The sequence below is a fragment of the Cognatundibacterium griseum genome, from assembly GCF_014284195.1.
GTDB lineage: Bacteria > Pseudomonadota > Gammaproteobacteria > Burkholderiales > Burkholderiaceae_D > Undibacterium > Undibacterium griseum.
Genome location: NZ_JACOGC010000002.1, coordinates 263,867 through 283,336 on the forward strand (window position 1 = coordinate 263,867; position 19,470 = coordinate 283,336).

A 19,470-nucleotide genomic window follows, 5' to 3' on the forward strand; every position below is an offset into this window, starting at 1 on the left:
TCAGACGCGGTGATAAGGATGATTTTGCGTGATGCTCCATGCGCGGTACAACTGCTCTGCCAGCAATACCCTGACCATACCGTGCGGCAGGGTCAGGCTGGAAATTCTCAGCAGGGTGTCTGCGTTGGCTTTGAGTCCGGCATCGAGACCATCTGCACCGCCGATGAGAAATACGACATCGCGCCCGTCTTGCTGCCACTGTGTCAGGTTCTGAGACAGCGCAACGCTGGTCCAGTCTTTGCCCCGTTCATCGAGCCCGATAATCCGGGCATTTTTGGGGATCACAGCTTCAATTCTGGCACGTTCCAGCGCCATGACGGTTTCGGCCGTTTTACTGCCGGAACGTTCCACCGGTTTGATTTCCTTCAGGGACAGCCGGCATTCCGGAGGCATGCGCTTTGCATATTCATGAAAACCGGTTTCTATCCAGTCTGGCATTTTGTGGCCAACGGCAACGATAATTAATTGCATACGGAGTTTCAGCGAAATATATACGTAAACTGCTTTCTAAAAAAATGGCTGCGCAAGGCAGCCATTTCTTCAGCATCATTCAACAATGGAGCAACCGGTTTATTCGGCAGCTTTCTTGCGCGCAGGACGTTTGGCCGCAGCCTCTTTTGCTGACGCGATGGCTGTTTTGGTTGCTGCAACTTTAACCCGTGCACCAGTTGGAATTTTGGCTGGCTTGGCTGCTGCGCCTGCTGCTGCCGGTTTGCGCGCCGGTTTGACATCGCCGTCAGCCGTCTTGGTGGTGCGCGGCTTGCGTGTCGTTTTTTTCGGTTCGTCATCCAGCGTGGTCTGGATTGCCATCATATCCGGAGTCACTTCCAGCGGCGCTGCCTTGCCGGCTGGCTTGCGTGATGTGCGTTTCGGTTTATCTGCAACATCATCACTTGGGCTGGCGCTCTTTCTTGCAGTACGTTTGGCGGCGCCCAGTTTGACCGGCTTGTCTCCCCAGATTTCTTCCAGACGATAGTAGGCGCGGATCGCCGGTTGCATGATGTGTACGACCATATCACCCAGATCAACCAGCACCCATTCGCCGGTGACTTCGCCTTCCATGCTGACGATTTGACCGCCGTTTTCCTTGACCTTGTCGCGCACCGAGGCTGCCAGCGCTTTGGTCTGACGATTGGATGTCCCTGAAGCAATCAGGACGCGATCAAATAGGCTGGTCAGATGGGTCGTGTCGAATAACTGTATATCCTGGCCTTTAACGTCTTCGAGAGCGTCGACGACCAGCGTTTGTAATTTTTTAATATCCATTTTTAATAAATTGAATGTTGTTGTATGTAGTCTAGCACCTTGTGAGGGACTAGCAATCTCATTGTCGGGTTATGCTGTTTCAATCCTGTGCGCAGTTGGGTGGCAGACACATCCACCGCCAGCTCCGGTTCTATACAGGTGCCGCCATAAGCCTGTCTGCGCATGACATCCGGCGTTACTGCACGCCGGTACCACTCGGCGGCCACTGCTGGTGCGGCGATGTCCAGACTGAAGCCCGGTCTGGCAGCAACGCACAAATTGGCCACATCAAAAAGGTTGCGCCATTCATGCCATGTATGCAGATTTTGCAGCTGGTCGGCACCCATCGCAAAACAGATGGATACGTCATCACCCCATGTGCTGCGCAGTGCACGCAGGGTGTCTATGGTATAAGTCGGCTGGCGCTGGCGGGTTTTTTGTATCTCCTGTTCGTCAATACAGACCGGGCAGTTTGCCCAGTTTTCAAATGCCAGTCTCAGCATACTTACACGTTGCTCTGATGTAGCCGTCAGAGCGTTTTTTTGCCAGGGTTGACCCGCGGGAATAATGCGTAATTCATCTGGCCTCAGCATGTTGGCCAGACTGCGGGCAAGGGCGACATGACCTGCATGAACCGGATCAAAACTGCCGCCCAGAACCAGTATGCAGCGTGTCGCGGTGTTTACACCCATTCCTTGTGCACCAGAAAGTCTTGCGTCAGTGCTGCTTCCGGAGTGCCGGCTTCCGGTGTCCAGTTATAGCGCCATTTTACGACAGGCGGCATCGACATCAGGATGGATTCAGTGCGACCGCCGGATTGCAAACCAAAATGGGTGCCCCGGTCAAAAACCAGATTGAATTCCACATAGCGTCCGCGCCGGTAGGTCTGAAAATCACGCTCCCGTTCACCATAGGCGAGGTTCTGGCGCTTTTCAAGAATAGGGCGATAAGCGGGAATGAACGCATTACCGACAGCCTGTGTCATGGCGAAACTGCGCTCAAATCCGAGCTCATGAAAATCATCAAAAAATACGCCACCGACACCGCGAGCCTCCTGACGGTGTTTCAGATAAAAATATTCGTCACACCATTTTTTAAAACGGGGATGCAAATGATCGCCAAACGGTGTGAGCGCATCTTTACAAGTCTGGTGGAAGTGACGGGCATCTTCTTCAAAACCATAATAAGGCGTCAGATCCATGCCGCCGCCAAACCACCAGACTGCTTCGCCGTCAGCTGCATGGGTCGTGAAAAAACGGACATTCATGTGCACTGTCGGCGCATAAGGATTGCGTGGATGCAATACCAGCGACACGCCCATCGCTTCCCAGGCTCTGCCTGCCAGTTCCGGTCTGCTGGCGGCGGCCGATGCCGGTAGTTGTGCGCCACGGACATGTGAGAAGTTGACTCCGCCGCGTTCAAATACCTGACCATTTTCGATGACGCGCGAAATCCCGCCGCCGCCCTCGGGACGCTCCCAGCTATCGCTAATGAATAGCTTTCCGTCTGTCGCTTCCAGCGCCGACACAATATGATTCTGAAGTCCCAGAAAATATTGTTTGACTGCCTGAGTATGTGTTATGTCCGTCATGCCGTTGCTTTCTTCAAAAGCAAGACGGGCTGGACAGCGTCCAACCCATCACGATTACAAGGAGGCATCCACCTCCCACCTGCCGATTAATGTTTGCGGTTCAGCGCGCGCCAGCCTATGTCGCGGCGATACTGTGCGCCATCGAAATGAATTTTTTCGACCGCGTCATAAGCATGTTTTTGCGCCAGCTTCACGGTGTCACCGAGACCGACAACGCACAGCACGCGGCCACCGTTGCAGCTCAGTGTCTTGTCAGTCAGCGTTGTACCTGCATGGAATGTCACACAATCCGCCGTCTCTGCCGGAATGCCGGTGATTTTATCGCCTTTACGCGGGGTATCGGGGTAGCCGGCCGCCGCCATCACCACACCCATGGCCGTGCGTCTGTCCCATTCCAGTTCGACACTGTCGAGGGTGCCGTTGACTGCATGTTCCATGACCTGGACCAGATCGGTTTTCAGCCGCGCCATGATAGGCTGGGTTTCAGGATCTCCCATACGGCAGTTAAATTCCAGCGTTTTAGGATTACCCTGATCGTCGATCATCAGACCGGCGTACAAAAAGCCTGTGAAAACGATCCCGTCTTTTGCCATGCCTTGCACGGTCGGGACGATGATCTCGCGCATGACCCGTGCATGCAGCTGCGGTGTGACGATCGGGGCAGGGGAGTAGGCGCCCATACCGCCGGTATTCGGACCTTCATCATTGTCCAGCAGGCGTTTATGGTCCTGACTGGTTGCCAGCGGCAGAATGTTCTTGCCATCGACCATGACGATGAAACTGGCCTCTTCGCCAGCCAGAAACTCTTCGATCACGACGCGCGCACCGGCATCACCGAGCTTGTTGTCAGACAGCATCATATCGACAGCTGCATGGGCTTCGTCCAGCGTCATTGCCACTACTACGCCTTTACCGGCAGCCAGCCCGTCGGCCTTGATCACAATCGGCGCACCTTTGGCATCAATGTATGCGTGTGCGGCCCTGAGATCGGCAAAAGTCTGATATTCCGCAGTCGGAATAGCATGGCGGTGCATGAATGCTTTGGCAAAATCCTTGGAGCTTTCCAGTTGTGCAGCCTCTCTGGTCGGACCAAAAATTTTCAGGCCGCGGTCGCGGAAAATATTCACAATACCGGCGGCCAGCGGGACTTCAGGGCCAACCACGGTCAGGCCGATATGTTCCTGTTCTGCAAAATCAGCCAGCGCTGCAGGATCCGTAATCGGAATATTTTTGAGACGGATATCGGTTGCTGTTCCACCGTTGCCCGGCGCCACAAAGATTGTCTGCACGCGTTCAGACTGAGCGAGTTTCCAGGCAAGAGCGTGTTCGCGGCCACCTGAGCCGACAACGAGAATTTTCATCTTATTCTTCTATGATGGCGTTGGTATAAACTTCCTGTACGTCGTCCAGGTTTTCCAGCGCGTCGAGCAGCTTTTGCATTTTGACTGCATCGTCACCGGTAAATACGGTTTCAGTCGCTGGTTTCATCGTCACTTCGGCCACTTCCGGCTTGAAGCCTGCGGCTTCCAGCTTGGCGCGGATATCCGACAGATCGAACGGCGCGCACAGCACCTCAATTCCGCCTTCCTCATCGGTCACGATGTCTTCGGCACCGGCTTCGAGCGCCGCTTCCATCAGCGCATCTTCATTGGTGCCCGGTGCAAACAACATCTGGCCGCAATGTTTGAACATGAAAGCGACAGAACCTTCTGTACCCATGTTGCCGCCGAATTTGTTGAATGCATGACGTACTTCTGCCACCGTGCGAACCCGGTTGTCGGTCATGCAGTCGACGATCAGTGCCGCACCGCCGATGCCGTAGCCTTCGTAGCGGACTTCTTCATAGTTCGCACCTTCCAGAGTGCCGGCACCGCGCTGTATGGCACGCGTGACGTTTTCTTTCGGCATATTTGCGTCAGCCGCTTTATCGACAGCCAGGCGCAGGCGGGGGTTGGAATCCACATCTTCGCCACCCATGCGTGCCGCAACGGTAATTTCTTTAATCAGCCGGGTCCAGATTTTGCCGCGTTTTGCATCAGTCGCGGCTTTTTTGTGTTTGATATTGGCCCATTTACTATGTCCTGCCATGGTCGTTCTTTCCTGAATCGGCGCTAACGGATGATTGCTAACCGCTGTCCTGCCTAGCTTGGTTTGATATTGAAGACGCGCATTTTACCATATAGACATGACAGAAATCCGGCAGGAGCCATGCCTCAGGTCATGTAAATGCAGTTCGATGATACAGATCAGACAGATGAAAAAAATTGTTACGCGGGAAGAAAATCGCGGGATTGCGTACAATGGATTGCAGATGGCATGACAATACCTTTTAGCTAAGTCGTGCCACGCCCGGTCAGATGCTGCTCAATAATATAAATTCTTTCATGGATTCTCCCGTTCCGACTTCACGTGCCCGGCAACATTATCTCAGCGGTTTAATGATCGCTATTGCCGGGGCAGTCCTGTTTTCAACCAAGGCCATTGTTGCCAAACTGATTTATCGCTATCACGTCGATGCGGTGACGCTGATTACGTTCCGCATGGCGTTTTCCCTGCCGGTGTTCGCTGGTATTGCGCTGTGGCAGATGCGCCAGTCAGCTGCTTTGCCAGCTGCAGACCGCTGGCGTTTAGTGATCCTTGGTCTGATGGGATATTACCTGTCTTCGTTTCTGGACTTTTTGGGTTTGCAATACATTACTGCCGGACTGGAGCGTCTGATTCTTTTTCTGACACCTTCTTTCGTCCTGCTGATGTCGGCAGTGTATTACCGCAGATCGGTCTCCCCGCTGGAATGGGCTGCCCTGATTGTCAGTTATCTGGGCATCGTGCTGGTTTTTCTGCATGATCTGAAATTCGGTGGTGCGGATGTCTTGCTGGGTTCCTTGCTGGTATTGGGGGCTGCGGTATCCTATGCGGTATATCTGATTCAGTCCGGACAATTGGTGATGAAGATCGGTTCGCTGCGGTTGGTGTCTTACGCCATGTGCGTTTCCAGTGCCGCCTGCATCGGGCAGTTTTTCATCCTGAGACCCAGCAGCATGTTATGGCAGCCGATGCCGGTTTACTGGCTGTCACTGGTGAATGCGATTTTTTGTACGGTGCTGCCGGTTTTCATGACGATGATTGCAGTAAAACGGATCGGCGCGGCAACGGCTTCCCAGGCAGGGATGATCGGACCGGTCTCAACATTGTTTTTAGGTGCATTTTTCCTGGCCGAACCCATTACCGGCTGGCAGCTTGCCGGTACGGCGCTGGTTATGGGCGGCATGTATCTTTTATCGAAGAAAAAAATCTAGGAGGCATGATGGTGAAAGCAGTCAGAATTCAGCATACCGGCGGGCCGGAAGTCATGGAATACGTCGATGTCCCAATCGGCGAACCGGGACCGGGGGAAGTCAGGGTCAGACATCATGCATGCGGCCTGAATTATATTGATGTGTATTTCCGGACTGGCCTTTATGCCCAGCCTTTACCAGCCGGATTAGGGATGGAAGCTGCTGGTGTTGTCGAGGCGGTCGGCTCAGGGGTCGGCCATTTGCGCGTTGGCGATCGCGTGGCCTACGCGGGGCGCCCGGTGGGCGCTTATGCCGAGGCGCGCATCATGCCTGCTGACAACATCGTCAGATTGCCAGACAGTATCTCTTTTGATACGGCGGCGGCGATGATGCTGCAAGGGCTGACCGTGCAATATCTGTTTCACCGGACATTCCCTCTGCGTGGCGGCGAAACCATCCTGTTTCATGCCGCAGCAGGCGGGGTTGGTCTGATTGCCTGTCAGTGGGCGCGGGCAATTGGCGTCACCATGATCGGCACTGTCGGTTCGGATGCAAAGGCTGAACTGGCAAAAGCACATGGCTGTGCGCATGTAATCAACTACAATACAGAAAATTTTGTGCAACGGGTCAGGGAAATCACCGGAGGCAAGGGCGTTCCCGTGGTTTACGATTCGATTGGCCGCGATACTTTCACTGGTTCACTCGATTGCCTGTCGCCCATGGGGATGATGGTCAGCTTCGGCAGTGCTTCCGGTCCGGTACCGGCATTCAGTCTGAACGAGCTGGCATCGCGCGGCTCATTGTTCATCACCCGGCCAAGCCTGATGAACTACACGGCAAAGCGCGAAGACCTGGAACAGATGGCGGCACAGTTGTTTGCAATGGTGGAAAGCGGAAAAGTGAAAATTGACATCCGTCAGCGTTACCCTTTGAGCGAAGTTCAGCAGGCGCATCGCGATCTGGAAGCCAGAAAAACAACAGGTTCCACCTTGTTGATTCCATAAAGCAACAAATAAGACCATAAAATATGCGTGAATCTGACAATAATTTTCCGGTAACGGATGACGGCACGCCCAAGTTCGGGCGTTTGTTAATCGTTCTGTTTTTTGCAGTGATGCTGATTGTGCTGATTACGGTGGCGACAGAAGCTTATTACAGTCCGTAACAGGGGTGGCTGAATCTGGTGCAGCGGATTATCATTCCGGAAAAATTGTCTGAAAGATTATTGATAGGCGCTGAAAACTGGGTAATGGATACAATTCCTTTAAATACTGCCAAAAAGCATGAGTTTTCCAGCTCCGGGCGTCTGCTCATGTTGCAGAGTCTGGTGCCGGTGGCAACCAACCTAATTTCATCTCAGCTGGAGGCATTTTCGTCGCGGCTGACAGAGGCTTTGTTTAAAGTCTCGGACCAGACTGTCCAGCCGGAAGAAGCAGCAAAAAGCTTTCAGGCTTATCAGTTGCTCAAGCGCAACCCTTCCACGTTTTATCGCTTGCTGGCATCCCAGATCAGCGCTGTCCTGACCAAAGAAGTCAGTATCATCAATACCCGCAGAAAATATACCGAAACACCTGGCGCCAAAGATTTTTCTCTGGTGACGTTTGAGGAAATGGAAAACAAGGTATTGAGCAATAACCTGATCAAGGCCTTGGAAGTGAATAATGCCGAGAAGCTGGTGGAGCTGAATTCCCGGATTGGGCTGGCACTGAACCGCACTCCGATCAGCGTCTCCCAAAACCCGTTCCGGCCTGAAGTTTTTGTAAACGCCGTCGTCCAGTCGTGGCAGGAATTTGAATCGGTACAGGAAACGCCCCGGCTGATCTTGAGCCTGATGCAGCCTGACCTGTTTCTGCAGTTAGGAACTGTGTACCAGGGACTAAACGATGCTTTGCATGAGCGCGGTGTTGTTGTCGATACCGATGCAGTCAAGCGCGAAAACAAAAAACGTCATACTCCGGTCCGTGACCGTCAGCATGAGTCGGGCGACCCGTATCTGGAAAACAAGCTACGCAGTATTTTTTCTGCTAACGCACAGAAAATCGGGCAGACAGGGCAGGGTGCTGCGGTCAGAAATGCTGCTGGTGAAACAGGAAGCGGACAACCAATGTCCTGGTCGGGCTCGTCGTTTGCTGGACCAGGAGACGAAGGGATGGTGGCAGCACCAGAGATGGTGACGATCGACCGGCGTTTTTTTGACTACCTGACTGGCTTGCAGAAACAGTTATTCCAGAATCAGCCCGCGGATGACCGCACCTATTTGCGGCGTCTCAGTCAGGAAGCGCCGGCAGCGGAACTGACGCACATAGATCAGAATACCATTGAACTTCTGGCGCGGATTTTTGATTATGTGTTCAATGATCCGAGCATTCCCGAAGAAATCAAGTCTCTGATAGGGCAGCTTCAGATTCCGACATTGAAAGTGGCTTTGCTGGATAAGGATTTCTTTTTCAAAGAGAGCCATCCGGCCCGGGTACTGATCGATACGCTGGCAAAATCAAGTGTTTTTCTGGGGCAGGATGCCAGTAATGAAGATCCGTTGTACCAGATGATCGAAGGTATTGTTGACCGGGTGCAGCAGGATTTCGACCAGCAGATTGAGTTGTTTTCTAATGTGGTCGCCGATCTGGAAGCTTTTCTGAAGGAAGAAGAGCAGCAGGCAGAACAGGCGATTTCCGAACCGGTTGCGCAGGCGCTGCAGCAGGAAAAGATGCGCCTGGCGCGGGAATTTGCCGAAAATGATGTGGCTATCCGCGTTGAAACCGGAGAGGTCGCCGGATTCCTGGAGGAGTTTTTACGCAATCAATGGATACGTATTTTAACGATTGCGCATAACGTCAAGGAAGAAAAGCCGAATGCGCTGGAAAATGCGTTGCGGACGATGGACGACCTGATCTGGAGCCTGAAGCCCAAGAATAATCCGGAAGAGCGGAAAGAGCTGGTCAGCAAGTTGCCAGCAATGCTGACATTGTTGAATGCCTGGCTGAATGCAATCAAATGGGATGAGCCGGAGCGGGTCTTGTTTTTCTCCAAGCTGGCAGAACGCCATGCAGCTATTGCCCGGGCACCGCTGGAATTTTCACCGCGCCGGCAGTTGGAAATAGCGGTCAACATTGCCCAGCGCGCAAGCGAGAAAAAGCTGAACCGGCAGGTGACCGATCAGTCGGAGCAATTACCCGATCCCTGGCTGCCCGTGCTGGATAAAATGGAGCGTGGCATCTGGCTCGATTTTATGAGCAGCAGTGGCGTTATTAACCGCTTTAAACTGGCCTGGGTCAGCCCTAAACGGACACGCTACATTTTCACTAACAGGAAAGGGTATGACTCCTTTTCCATTTCCAGCGAAGAGCTGTTGGCGCAGTTGCGTACCGGTGATGCCGTGGAGGTTTCCGCCAGCTCGATTGTGGACCGCGCTCTGGTCGAGGCCCTGCGCGATCCACCGGCCTGATTTCCTTGTGTCCGCAGTGGGTTAATTTTTATTAAGCGGAATTTCAACGTTGGTTGTGCTGCCGTTTTGCCCAGGGAAATTTTTCAGGGCGCTCTCGATCAGATAGGGCATGCTTTCCGTAATATTTGGATTCAACTGTTCCGTGCTGGCTTTGATATCAGCCAGCTTCTTGCCATTGGAAAAATCACTGATGCTGATTTCCAGCTGGTGCAGGTAATAGCGACGTACCGTCACATCAGACGTTCTCAGCATGTAGAAAGGGCTGCCGAAATAGTAGGGCGAATACGGATAGAACTGATATGCCCGACTGAAGTGAAGTCGCCAGTAAGGATCCATCATGGAAGGGCCCCACGGCATCGAATACTGGATTTCGCTTGGTGATGTCGCATATTGCATGTTCACTTTCAGCGCCGGCGTCGCGCCCGCTGCGACTTCCTGAAAACCATGCAAGCCCAATTGCTGTCGCAATTCCTCTTCATAAACTTTGTATTCCGGATTATTTTCCTGTGCCGGTAAACGCTCGACAATGTAGCTGGTCGACGATAGTTGTTGCGGCCACTCGTGGAAAGTCGTGACCTGGCCGGTAAAAGTAGTTGCGCATCCAGACAGCAGCATACCTAAAGAGATGGCAGTAGCGGATAAAAAATGTCTCATGATTGACTCCTTACTGAAATAATCGGACATATCGGGGCTGAAACCGCAATGTGGGCTGACCTGAATTCAGATGTCACGCCGATATGCCTGTTCATGTATCTATGATAAGACGAAGTATTGCTGATTTCCATTTCGGTATGTAACTGTCTGATTGCTTATCTGCCGCGGGGTTCCCCGATAAGTGGTTCTGCTTCGTTCATTTTTCCGCATACAGACATATCTGTGAGTGCATCGTTTCGTGCCTGCAGGCGCTGGTATTGGTAGAATGACGGTGTAGGAACATATTGAATTCATCTTGACTCATGAATCCGTGCATTCCGGTCAGGTTCACAAGATTCTGACCACTTCCCTCATTTTTCATTCAGCGAGACATCAGGCTATGCGTAACGATACCGCACCAACACCTCAAGCCATTTACCGTAAAGACTATGTTGCCCCCGGTTATTGGGTAGATACGGTAGAAATGGGCTTTGATCTGGATCTTGACCATACCCATGTTGCGACCAGACTGACCATGCGCAGAAATTACGACAGTGCGGAAAAAGATCTGGTGCTGTTTGGCGCGTCACTCAAGCTGCTGCAATTGCGGATGAACGGCGTGAATCTCAAGAAGTCCGCCTATACGATTGATGGCGAAATCATGCGGATCCCCAATGCCCCTGATCAGGTGGTGCTGGAGATTGAAACCCGGATTCAGCCGGTAAAAAATACTTCTTTGTCCGGTCTGTACGCATCCAACGGCAACTTCATCACTCAGTGCGAAGCTGAGGGTTTTCGCAAGATCACCTGGTTCCCGGATCGCCCGGATGTGATGGCGAAGTACACCGTGATGCTGCGCGCTGATAAAAAGAAATTCCCTGTTTTGCTGGCAAACGGCAATCTGATTGAAGAAGGTGATCTGGGCGATGGCCGCCATTTTGCAAAATGGGAAGATCCCTTCAAAAAACCGTCTTATTTGTTTGCCCTGGTCGCCGGGAAGCTGGTATGCCAGGAAGAAAAATACAGGCTGCAATCTGGCCGCAAGGTACTGCTGCAGGTATGGGTGGAAGACGGTAATCTGGATAAAACCCAGCATGCCATGGATTCGCTGAAAAACAGTATCCGGTGGGATGAAGACCGCTTTGGTCTGGAGCTTGATCTGGATCGCTTCATGATTGTCGCGACCAGTGACTTCAACATGGGGGCGATGGAAAACAAGGGGTTGAATATTTTCAACACCAAGTATGTGCTTGCCAATCCGCGTATTGCTACTGATGTCGATTACGCAGGTATAGAGTCCGTTGTCGGACATGAGTATTTCCATAACTGGACTGGTAACCGGGTCACCTGCCGTGACTGGTTTCAGCTGTCGCTGAAAGAAGGATTGACTGTCTTCCGGGATCAGGAATTTTCTGCTGATCTGGTCGGCACGGTGACCGGCCGTGCGGTGAAGCGGATTGAAGATGTGCGGGTATTGCGTCAGGTGCAGTTTTCGGAAGATGCCGGGCCGATGGCGCATCCGGTGCGTCCGGATTCTTTTGTTGAGATCAACAATTTTTATACTGTAACGATTTACGAAAAAGGCGCCGAGGTTGTGCGTATGTACTACACCTTGCTGGGGCATGATGGCTTCCGCAAAGGAATGGATCTGTACTTTGCGAGACACGATGGTCAGGCGGTGGAGTGCGATGATTTCCGGGCTGCGATGGCGGATTCCAGTGGCCGTGATCTGACGCAGTTTGAGCGCTGGTATAGCCAGGCCGGAACCCCGCATGTCAAGGTGCAGACTGCGTATGATGCAGCGGCCCAGATATATGAAATCACATTGACACAATCCTGTGCAGCGACGCCGGGGCAGGCAGAAAAATTACCTTTCCACATCCCGGTGGCGATGGGACTGCTGGACAGTGCCGGACATGATATGCCTTTGTATTGTGACGGTTACGAGAATCAGGCCGGAGCAAGCAATCTGGTACTTGAACTGACTGACGCCACGCAGACTTTCCGCTTCAGCCAGGTCGGAAGCCTGCCAGTGCCTTCGCTATTGAGAAATTTCTCTGCACCGGTGATTCTGGATATTGAATACAGCGATGATGATCTGAGCCATCTGCTGGCGCATGACAGCGATCCCTTCAATCGTTGGGAAGCAGGACAGCGTCTGGCGTCCCGCCGTCTGGTTCGCCTGACCAAAGCGGTGCAGCAAGGTGAGAAACTGGAGCTCGACCAGCTGTTTATCGAGGCATGGCGCAGTATACTGAACGATGAGTCGCTTGATCCTTCATTCCGCGAACTGATGCTGACTTTGCCTTCCGAAGCGATGATTGCCGAAGAATTCAGCGTGGTTGATCCGCAAGCGATTCATACCGCACGCCAGTTTGTTCGTGCCACATTAACGCAGCATTTACGTGCAGATTTGCTGCGAACCTACGAAACTTATCTGACACCGGGAAAATATAGTCCTGATGCAGCGTCGATGGCAAAGCGCAGTCTGAAAAATCTTTCCTTATCCTATTTGCTGGAATGGGTCGATGACAGCACATTGGCGCTGGCGCTGACGCAGTTTGATGAGGCTGAAAACATGACCGACCGGCTGGCTGCGCTGACAGCGCTGACCAATTTTAACGGCAGCGGCAAACAGATCAAGCAGGCAGCCAAGGCGCTCAAAAAGTTCTATAAAGAATTTAAACAGGAAGCGCTGGTCATCGACAAATGGTTCATGTTGCAGGCCACTGCACACACGACCGATGTGAAGACTATTTGTGAACTGATGGAGCATCCCGCATTTACATTGACGAATCCTAACCGGGCGCGCAGTCTGATCTTTGGTTTTTGCAATGCCAATCCATCCCGTTTCCATGCTGCAGACGGAAGCGGCTACATCTTGTGGGCGGAACTGGTGATTGCACTTAACAAGATCAATCCGCAGGTTGCCGCCCGCCTGGCGCGCAGCCTGGATCGCTGGAAAAAATACCCCGAGCATCTGCAGAAAAAAATGAAAGCGGCGCTGGGTAAGGTCGCTGCTGCCAAGAATTTATCCAAAGATGTCGCAGAAGTTGTCAGCAAGGCGCTGGCAGCATAAGCAAATGGCCGCCGGACCGAACTGGATATCGGCGGCCGCTGAAAATTTTAATGAAGAGGAGCATTATGAAACGTGTTAGTCTGACCCAGTATCTGGTTGAAGAACAACGTCTGAATAATTCGATTCCGGCAGAGTTGCGTCTGCTGATCGAAGTCGTCGCCCGGGCCTGCAAAACCATTAGCCACGCCGTTGGCAAAGGTGCACTCGGCGAAGTGCTGGGTAGTGCAGGCAGTGAAAATGTTCAAGGCGAAGTTCAGAAAAAGCTCGATATCCTGTCCAACGAAATTCTGCTGGAGGCTAACGAATGGGGCGGCCATCTGGCTGCGATGGCATCCGAAGAAATGGAAACCATCCACCAGATTCCCAATCGTTATCCGAAGGGCGAATACATGCTCTTATTCGATCCGCTGGATGGTTCGAGCAACATTGACGTCAATGTTTCTATCGGCACGATTTTCTCAGTACTGAAAGCGCCGGAAGGCATGACTGAACCGACCGAGCAGGATTTTCTGCAGGCAGGCAGCAAACAAGTTGCCGCTGGCTATGCTGTCTATGGTCCGCAGACGGTGCTGGTACTGACAACGGGTAATGGCGTAAACTGCTTTACGCTGGACCGTGAAATGGGCTCCTGGGTTCTGACACAGCGCAATATGCAGATTCCGGAAGATACCAAAGAATTTGCGATCAATGCATCGAATACCCGCCACTGGTATCCACCTGTTACGCACTATGTCGATGAAATGCTGGCTGGTAAAACCGGACCGCGTGGCAAGGATTTTAATATGCGCTGGATCGCTTCCATGGTTGCCGATGTGCACCGCATCCTGAACCGTGGCGGGATTTTTATGTATCCTGCCGATCAGCGTGAGCCGGATAAAGCCGGCAAGCTGCGCCTGATGTACGAGGCTAATCCGATGTCTTTCATCGTTGAACAGGCAGGTGGCGCATCAACCAATGGCCAGCAGCGCATGCTCGATGTTCAGCCCACTTCGCTGCATCAGCGGGTTGCCGTGTTCCTGGGGTCAAAAAATGAAGTAGAACGGGTTACGTCCTATCATCAGCAGTGATTTTCCTCACTCTCAGATCATACGGGGCGCTCAGCCCCGTTTTTTTTGATCTTCGATTTTTACAGATTGGCAAAGATCAGATCCGGATACCTTTGATGAGGCGACATCCAGAGAAAAACAGGCTTGCTGCATAGTCATGCAGACAAGCCTGAAAAGGGAAGCACAGTGGGGAAGCAGTTGCTGTTTCAGCGAAAAACATTTCCTGCACGCAGAAACTGCCATTGCAGTGTTGCAGATAGCATCCATTATTGCTAATTGAAAATCAAAAGCAGCGTCATCTGCAACGGACAGTGCTGTTTTGTGCTCCCTTGTACCGGAAAACCTGGTCGCTTTCCGGTATCAGGCAAGGTGTTTGGATGGCTCAATAACCCACGGTAAAGCGCTGGCGTGAATGGCTTGGTTGTTCCAGTTCATCGATCATGGCGACCGCATAATCCTCTACAGAAATGTGGCTCTTACCGTTCGCTGAAACAAGTAACTGATCCGTGCCCAAGCGGAACTGACTGGTACGCTCACCCGGGGCGATCATGGCGGAGGGGCTCAGCATCGTCCAGTTCAGTGTCTTTTCTTCGCGCAGCATCTGCAGCGCTTCACGAGCACCTTCGGCTGATGCCCGGTAAGCGGCAGGGAATTCCGGCGTATCCAGCAGTTGCAGTCCGGGTGCGATCTCCAGAGAGCCGGCACCGCCGACCACCAGCAAACGTGGTACGGCTGCTGCTTTGCTCGCATCGATAATGTGACGGATGCCTGAGCGGTAATAAGCCAGAACATCGCCATTGGCATGACCGCTGAAAGCGCTGATGACGGCGTCAAAACCGGCAAGCTGGCGTGTGAGCTGAACAGGGTTCTGCACATCAGTGGCCACTACGCTGAGTTGCGGAGGATTGGCTGCCAGCCGCTCCGGACGGGATACCAGTGCGGTGACCTGATGATGGCGGGATAAAATTTCTTTTAATAAAGCGGAACCGATAAAGCCGGTGGCGCCGATCAGTGCAATTTTCATAATCAGTCCTGTATCTGTGGTAAATAAAATAGTCTGGTCACCGTGTGACGCATGCCTGGAAGTGTGACAGGATTCATTAGTACGATAAATCGTGTAATTCATAATTAATTGTTTTAAAATCCTTATCAATTTAAGTTTGAATGAGGAAGTACAAATGGCTGCGCTGGATCAGATTGATCTGAATGCCCTGACAATTTTCGTTGCGGTGGCCGACAGTGGCAGTTTCACGGCAGCGGCAGAGCAATTAAATGTGGCCAAGGCCAAAGTCAGTATTCAGATTAACCGGTTGGAGCAGCAGCTTGGCACTGCATTGTTTACCCGCACCACGCGAAAGGTGGCGCTGACGGAGGCCGGGCGCTATTTGCAACAGCAGAGTCAGCCGCTGCTACAGGGCTTGCAGGATGCACTGATCCAGACCGGGAATGAACGCACCGCCGCGCCGGGTGTGCTGACTGGGAGCCTGCGGATTGCCGCGAGCGTGAATCAGGCGAGTTTGTCCGTGGCGCCGGCATTGGCCCGTTTTGCCGGTTTGCATCCCAGGCTCAGGATTGATCTGCGCACAGGTGACAAAATCAGCGATCTGATTGCCGATGGCATTGATTTGTCGTTTCGCATGGGCTGGCTGCGCGACTCCAGTCAGCGCGCTGTCAAACTTGGAGAGTTTCGTCAGTTTGTCGTGGCAGCTCCGGCTTACCTGAAACAACACGGTTTACCTGCACATCCCGAAGCGTTGAGCGGGCATGCCTGGATCAGCTTGTCTTTGTTGCCTGCACCACTGACCTGGGCATTTACCCATACAGATGGCAGCACGCTGACAGTGCAGATGAAATCGCGCTTTCAGGTTGATGCACCGAGTTCGCTGCTGGCACTGTTACGGCAGGGGGCAGGTATTTCGGTCATGGAGGAATTGTCATTGCAGGATGCATTGCGCAATGGTGATCTGGTGCGTATTTTTCCGGAATGGAGTTTGCCGTCCGGCGGAATTTATGCGGTATTGCCGCCGGGGCGTCATATTCCGGCAAAAGTTCGTGCGTTTATCGATTTTTATCGTGAATTTTTACAGAACTCAACGTGTGCCGGCGCTATTACCTGATATGTGGGCGGGCAGGAAATTGTCACAGTGGGTTACAAATGCCGGATTGGCTTTTCTCATACAGAAATCGCTGAGAGGTTTATAATTTCACCTCAGGCAACATTCAATGAATGGCGCCTCTGTTGTACCATTACCCATTTCCGGAACCATGTCCGTGTTGGCGAGTCCAAATCTGTTATGAATTCAGTTTCTCTTCCGGGATATCCGCGGTCACCGCAGCGACAGTCCGGTCAGTGGCGCTCCGTCGCGCTGGCGGCTCTGGTGCATATTTTACTGATCGGTTTTCTGTGGGTGGGAATCCGCTGGCAAAATAAAGAATCGACTGCCGTCGAGGCAGAAGTCTGGGATATGACGACCCGTGAAGCCGCGCCTCAGCCGGTGGCCGATATCTCACCGCCGCCTGAACCGGTTTTGCAAAAAGACACTCCGCCGCCAGTCATCAGGGAAGAATTACCCAAAGAAGATCCTGAAATTGCCTTGCAGCAGAAAAAACGTCAGCTCGCCGAGCAAAAAAAAGAAGAGGCGCGCCAGCGTGAGCTGGAAGAAGAAAAAAGACTGGCTGCAGAAAAAGAGCAGCAGTTGAAAAAAGAAAAAGAGCGTGAGAAACAAAAAGAGCTGCAACGCGAACAAGACCGCCTGAAAGAAAAGGAGCACGACAAAGAGCGCGACAGAGAGAAGCTGGAAAAACAGAAACTGGCTGATCAGAAAGCGCAACAAGCCAAAGAAAAAGCAGCCAGCGATAAGCTCTTTAAAGAAAATATGCAGCGGCTGGCAGCGCAGGCTGGCGTGACCGGCAGCGGTGGCAGTGGTACAGCTGTCAAGTCCACCGGTAATAATCGTGGTGATCCGAGCTATGCTGCCAAAATTGCTGCTAAAGTGCGGTCGAATACGAATTTCAGCGGTATGGAAAATATAGCGGGTAATCCTGCTGTGGAATACCATATTGACTTGTTGGTCGATGGTTCGCTGCGTGGCCCAATACGCAAACTGAAATCATCCGGTGTGCCCGGTTTTGATGAGGCCGTAGCCAAAGGTATTGAAAAATCTGCGCCATTCCCACGCGACAAAACGGGCTTTGCCCCGCCAAGCCTGGAACTGGTTTACAAAATGAAAGAAGAGTAATTCTGAATGAGTTCTGTATTCAATAAAATTATATTCAGTGCCGCATTGCTGGCGATGGGCAGTTTGCTGCACACACCGGTGCAGGCCCAGTTACGGGTGGAGGTATCGGGCGTCGGTTCCAGCCAGATTCCGGTGGCGATTGCCGCTTTTGCGGATGAAATACTGGCGCCGCAGCAGATCACTTCTATTATCAAAGATGATCTGAACCGCAGCGGTTATTTTAAAATTATCGATGCGGATGCGGTGATCACAGAAACGGCGTCCGTGAATTTCGATGAATGGAGAAAGCGTGGTGCAGAGGCGCTGGTGGTCGGCAGTGTGCAGCGACTCGCAGATGGTCGTTTCGATGTGCGTTATCGCTTGCTCGATACGGTAAAGTCCGTGTCGCTGTCAGGTTTTTCTGTCGCCACTCCACCCACCAACACCCGTCTGACAGCGCATAAAATCGCTGACGATATTTACGAAAAACTTACTGGCGTCCCCGGCGCATTTGCGACCCGGATCGCTTATGTGACTAAAGCCGGCAATGAGTATCGTCTCGAAGTGGCTGATGCCGATGGTGATGGCATCAAGGTCGCCCTGCGCTCCAATGAACCGATCATTTCTCCTGCATGGTCTGCTGATGGCACCAAGGTTGCGTACGTCTCTTTTGAAGCCAAGAAACCCGTCGTCTGGGTGCAGAATCTGGTAACGGGCGAACGACGTATCGTGGCTAATTTTAAAGGTAACAATTCGGCTCCGGCATGGTCACCGGACGGCAGCCGGCTGGCTGTGGCACTGTCACGCGACGGTCTGACACAAATCTACACGGTGAACGCAGATGGTTCCGGCTTGCAGAAACTGACCAGCAGCAGCGGCATCGATACTGAGCCGCAGTTTTCAGCAGATGGGCAATCCGTATATTTCCTGAGCGACCGCGGCGGCAGTCCGCAGATTTACCGGATTAATGCGAGCGGCGGCGAGGCAAAACGGGTCACATTCAACGGCAGCTATAACATCACGCCGCGCATTTCCCCTGATGGCCGCACACTGGCCTATATCTCGCGACGTGATAACAAATTCCAACTGTATGTGCTGGACCTGGCAACAGGGCAGGAGCAGCGTTTGTCTGATACGACCAAAGACGAATCCCCGAGTTTTTCACCGAACGGCCGTTATATCATGTATGCAACGGAATCCGGGCGCCGGGGTGCGCTGGCCGTGGTGTCAGTCGATGGCAAGGTGAAACAGAAATTGACGGTGCAAGCCGGAGATATCAGGGAGCCCACCTGGGGTCCCTTTATGAAATAAATGATGGGCATTGAACGTTATCGTTGATAGTGTAATTATTTTTAATCAGGAGAAAAAATGCGACTCACTTCCCAATCAAAAACACTGGCATTAATGATTTCCAGTGTCGTGCTGATGTCAGCATGTGCTTCTAAAGTACCGTTGCAAGAAAAGGCGAAGGTTGAAGAAAAGCCGATCGCGACGACATCCACACCTGCTGATCCGAATGCAGTGAAAACCGTATCAACCGGCTCTGTTGATCCGCTTGACGACCCGAAAGGCGTGCTGGCAAAACGCAGTGTGTATTTTGATTTTGACAGCTATGTCGTTAAGGATGAATACAAATCTGTTGTCGAGGCACACTCCAAATATCTGACTTCCAATAAGCGCAAGATCCTGATTCAGGGAAATACGGATGAGCGCGGCGGCAGCGAATATAACCTGGCACTGGGCCAGAAACGTGCTGAGGCCGTGCGCAAGTCCATGAATCTGCTGGGCGTGTCTGATGGTCAGATGGAAGCTGTTTCCCTGGGCAAGGAAAAACCAAAAGCAGCAGGGCATGACGAAGCTGCATGGGCAGAAAACCGCCGTGCTGATATCGTTTATCAGTAATGACCTGACAGGACTGTCGTCATGACGGTCTTACCG

The 19,470-nt window shown here is 52.4% G+C and carries 18 protein-coding genes; 10 read left to right on the top strand and 8 right to left on the bottom strand.

What is annotated here, in order from left to right; genetic code table 11:
- The 6 genes from rlmH to H8K27_RS05675 form a co-directional block, all read right to left on the bottom strand.
- Entirely contained in the window at window positions 1-471 is a 471-nt protein-coding gene (gene rlmH, locus H8K27_RS05650; protein WP_186862225.1) for a 23S rRNA (pseudouridine(1915)-N(3))-methyltransferase RlmH, read from the bottom strand.
- 99 nt (window positions 472-570) lie between these two features.
- Entirely contained in the window at window positions 571-1,266 is a 696-nt protein-coding gene (gene rsfS, locus H8K27_RS05655; RefSeq protein ID WP_186862226.1) for a ribosome silencing factor, read from the bottom strand.
- A 2-nt stretch (window positions 1,267-1,268) separates the two neighbouring features.
- Window positions 1,269-1,937 (bottom strand): nicotinate (nicotinamide) nucleotide adenylyltransferase, encoded by a 669-nt coding sequence (nadD, locus tag H8K27_RS05660; RefSeq protein WP_186862227.1) that lies wholly within the window; start codon window positions 1,935-1,937, stop codon window positions 1,269-1,271.
- Complete coding sequence (gene hemF, locus H8K27_RS05665; RefSeq protein WP_186862228.1) at window positions 1,928-2,836, bottom strand: oxygen-dependent coproporphyrinogen oxidase; 909 nt, start codon at window positions 2,834-2,836, stop codon at window positions 1,928-1,930. Before hemF ends, nadD begins: the two co-directional genes overlap by 10 nt.
- A gap of 86 nt (window positions 2,837-2,922) precedes the next feature.
- A complete protein-coding gene (gene purD / locus H8K27_RS05670) occupies window positions 2,923-4,197 on the bottom strand; it encodes a phosphoribosylamine--glycine ligase (protein WP_186862229.1) in 1,275 nt (424 codons plus the stop codon).
- Between the two features lies 1 nt (window position 4,198).
- Entirely contained in the window at window positions 4,199-4,924 is a 726-nt protein-coding gene (locus tag H8K27_RS05675) for a YebC/PmpR family DNA-binding transcriptional regulator (protein ID WP_186862230.1), read from the bottom strand.
- A gap of 296 nt (window positions 4,925-5,220) precedes the next feature.
- On the opposite strand from H8K27_RS05675, the gene H8K27_RS05680 reads away from it, so the two are divergent.
- From H8K27_RS05680 to H8K27_RS05695, 4 genes are all read left to right on the top strand, one after another.
- Window positions 5,221-6,132, top strand: a complete 912-nt coding sequence (locus tag H8K27_RS05680; protein ID WP_186862231.1) for a DMT family transporter — start codon at window positions 5,221-5,223, stop codon at window positions 6,130-6,132.
- Between the two features lie 8 nt (window positions 6,133-6,140).
- Window positions 6,141-7,115, top strand: a complete 975-nt coding sequence (locus H8K27_RS05685; RefSeq protein ID WP_186862685.1) for a quinone oxidoreductase family protein — start codon at window positions 6,141-6,143, stop codon at window positions 7,113-7,115.
- A gap of 23 nt (window positions 7,116-7,138) precedes the next feature.
- On the top strand, window positions 7,139-7,276 hold the full coding sequence (locus tag H8K27_RS05690) for a hypothetical protein (protein WP_186862737.1): 138 nt from the start codon (window positions 7,139-7,141) through the stop codon (window positions 7,274-7,276).
- 84 nt (window positions 7,277-7,360) lie between these two features.
- The gene (locus H8K27_RS05695) at window positions 7,361-9,556 is read left to right on the top strand and encodes a DUF1631 family protein (protein ID WP_186862232.1); all 2,196 of its coding nucleotides are present in this window, start codon (window positions 7,361-7,363) and stop codon (window positions 9,554-9,556) included.
- Window positions 9,557-9,577: 21 nt separating this feature from the next.
- Here H8K27_RS05695 and H8K27_RS05700 read toward each other — a convergent pair whose 3' ends face one another.
- A complete protein-coding gene (locus H8K27_RS05700) occupies window positions 9,578-10,210 on the bottom strand; it encodes a DUF4136 domain-containing protein (RefSeq protein WP_186862233.1) in 633 nt (210 codons plus the stop codon).
- A gap of 379 nt (window positions 10,211-10,589) precedes the next feature.
- Here H8K27_RS05700 and pepN point away from each other — a divergent pair, with 379 nt between their 5' ends.
- Both pepN and H8K27_RS05710 read left to right on the top strand, forming a co-directional pair.
- The gene (gene pepN, locus H8K27_RS05705) at window positions 10,590-13,268 is read left to right on the top strand and encodes an aminopeptidase N (RefSeq protein WP_186862234.1); all 2,679 of its coding nucleotides are present in this window, start codon (window positions 10,590-10,592) and stop codon (window positions 13,266-13,268) included.
- Between the two features lie 65 nt (window positions 13,269-13,333).
- Window positions 13,334-14,335, top strand: a complete 1,002-nt coding sequence (locus H8K27_RS05710) for a class 1 fructose-bisphosphatase (RefSeq protein ID WP_186862235.1) — start codon at window positions 13,334-13,336, stop codon at window positions 14,333-14,335.
- A 361-nt stretch (window positions 14,336-14,696) separates the two neighbouring features.
- Here the strand turns inward: H8K27_RS05710 and H8K27_RS05715 are convergent, their stop codons facing one another.
- On the bottom strand, window positions 14,697-15,338 hold the full coding sequence (locus H8K27_RS05715; RefSeq protein WP_186862236.1) for an NAD(P)-dependent oxidoreductase: 642 nt from the start codon (window positions 15,336-15,338) through the stop codon (window positions 14,697-14,699).
- A 154-nt stretch (window positions 15,339-15,492) separates the two neighbouring features.
- On the opposite strand from H8K27_RS05715, the gene H8K27_RS05720 reads away from it, so the two are divergent.
- From H8K27_RS05720 to pal, 4 genes are all read left to right on the top strand, one after another.
- Window positions 15,493-16,431 (top strand): LysR family transcriptional regulator, encoded by a 939-nt coding sequence (locus H8K27_RS05720; RefSeq protein WP_186862237.1) that lies wholly within the window; start codon window positions 15,493-15,495, stop codon window positions 16,429-16,431.
- A 177-nt stretch (window positions 16,432-16,608) separates the two neighbouring features.
- Window positions 16,609-17,553, top strand: coding sequence for a cell envelope integrity protein TolA (tolA, locus tag H8K27_RS05725; RefSeq protein WP_186862238.1), 945 nt, complete (start codon window positions 16,609-16,611; stop codon window positions 17,551-17,553).
- Window positions 17,554-17,607: 54 nt separating this feature from the next.
- Complete coding sequence (tolB, locus tag H8K27_RS05730; protein ID WP_230419031.1) at window positions 17,608-18,843, top strand: Tol-Pal system beta propeller repeat protein TolB; 1,236 nt, start codon at window positions 17,608-17,610, stop codon at window positions 18,841-18,843.
- A gap of 57 nt (window positions 18,844-18,900) precedes the next feature.
- Complete coding sequence (gene pal / locus H8K27_RS05735) at window positions 18,901-19,434, top strand: peptidoglycan-associated lipoprotein Pal (RefSeq protein ID WP_186862240.1); 534 nt, start codon at window positions 18,901-18,903, stop codon at window positions 19,432-19,434.
- Window positions 19,435-19,470: the final 36 nt, after the last annotated feature.

What these genes read in the sequence shown, in the direction of transcription:
- H8K27_RS05710 (WP_186862235.1), top strand. Translation starts at nt 13,334, where the DNA reads ATGAAACGTGTTAGTCTGACCCAGTATCTGGTTGAAGAACAACGTCTG.
- H8K27_RS05695 (WP_186862232.1), top strand. Translation starts at nt 7,361, where the DNA reads ATGGATACAATTCCTTTAAATACTGCCAAAAAGCATGAGTTTTCCAGC.
- hemF (WP_186862228.1), bottom strand. Translation starts at nt 2,836, where the DNA reads ATGACGGACATAACACATACTCAGGCAGTCAAACAATATTTTCTGGGA.
- purD (WP_186862229.1), bottom strand. Translation starts at nt 4,197, where the DNA reads ATGAAAATTCTCGTTGTCGGCTCAGGTGGCCGCGAACACGCTCTTGCC.
- H8K27_RS05685 (WP_186862685.1), top strand. Translation starts at nt 6,141, where the DNA reads ATGGTGAAAGCAGTCAGAATTCAGCATACCGGCGGGCCGGAAGTCATG.
- H8K27_RS05715 (WP_186862236.1), bottom strand. Translation starts at nt 15,338, where the DNA reads ATGAAAATTGCACTGATCGGCGCCACCGGCTTTATCGGTTCCGCTTTA.
- H8K27_RS05690 (WP_186862737.1), top strand. Translation starts at nt 7,139, where the DNA reads ATGCGTGAATCTGACAATAATTTTCCGGTAACGGATGACGGCACGCCC.
- H8K27_RS05680 (WP_186862231.1), top strand. Translation starts at nt 5,221, where the DNA reads ATGGATTCTCCCGTTCCGACTTCACGTGCCCGGCAACATTATCTCAGC.
- tolA (WP_186862238.1), top strand. Translation starts at nt 16,609, where the DNA reads ATGAATTCAGTTTCTCTTCCGGGATATCCGCGGTCACCGCAGCGACAG.
- H8K27_RS05675 (WP_186862230.1), bottom strand. Translation starts at nt 4,924, where the DNA reads ATGGCAGGACATAGTAAATGGGCCAATATCAAACACAAAAAAGCCGCG.
- pal (WP_186862240.1), top strand. Translation starts at nt 18,901, where the DNA reads ATGCGACTCACTTCCCAATCAAAAACACTGGCATTAATGATTTCCAGT.
- H8K27_RS05720 (WP_186862237.1), top strand. Translation starts at nt 15,493, where the DNA reads ATGGCTGCGCTGGATCAGATTGATCTGAATGCCCTGACAATTTTCGTT.
- rlmH (WP_186862225.1), bottom strand. Translation starts at nt 471, where the DNA reads ATGCAATTAATTATCGTTGCCGTTGGCCACAAAATGCCAGACTGGATA.
- H8K27_RS05700 (WP_186862233.1), bottom strand. Translation starts at nt 10,210, where the DNA reads ATGAGACATTTTTTATCCGCTACTGCCATCTCTTTAGGTATGCTGCTG.
- nadD (WP_186862227.1), bottom strand. Translation starts at nt 1,937, where the DNA reads ATGGGTGTAAACACCGCGACACGCTGCATACTGGTTCTGGGCGGCAGT.
- pepN (WP_186862234.1), top strand. Translation starts at nt 10,590, where the DNA reads ATGCGTAACGATACCGCACCAACACCTCAAGCCATTTACCGTAAAGAC.
- rsfS (WP_186862226.1), bottom strand. Translation starts at nt 1,266, where the DNA reads ATGGATATTAAAAAATTACAAACGCTGGTCGTCGACGCTCTCGAAGAC.
- tolB (WP_230419031.1), top strand. Translation starts at nt 17,608, where the DNA reads ATGGGCAGTTTGCTGCACACACCGGTGCAGGCCCAGTTACGGGTGGAG.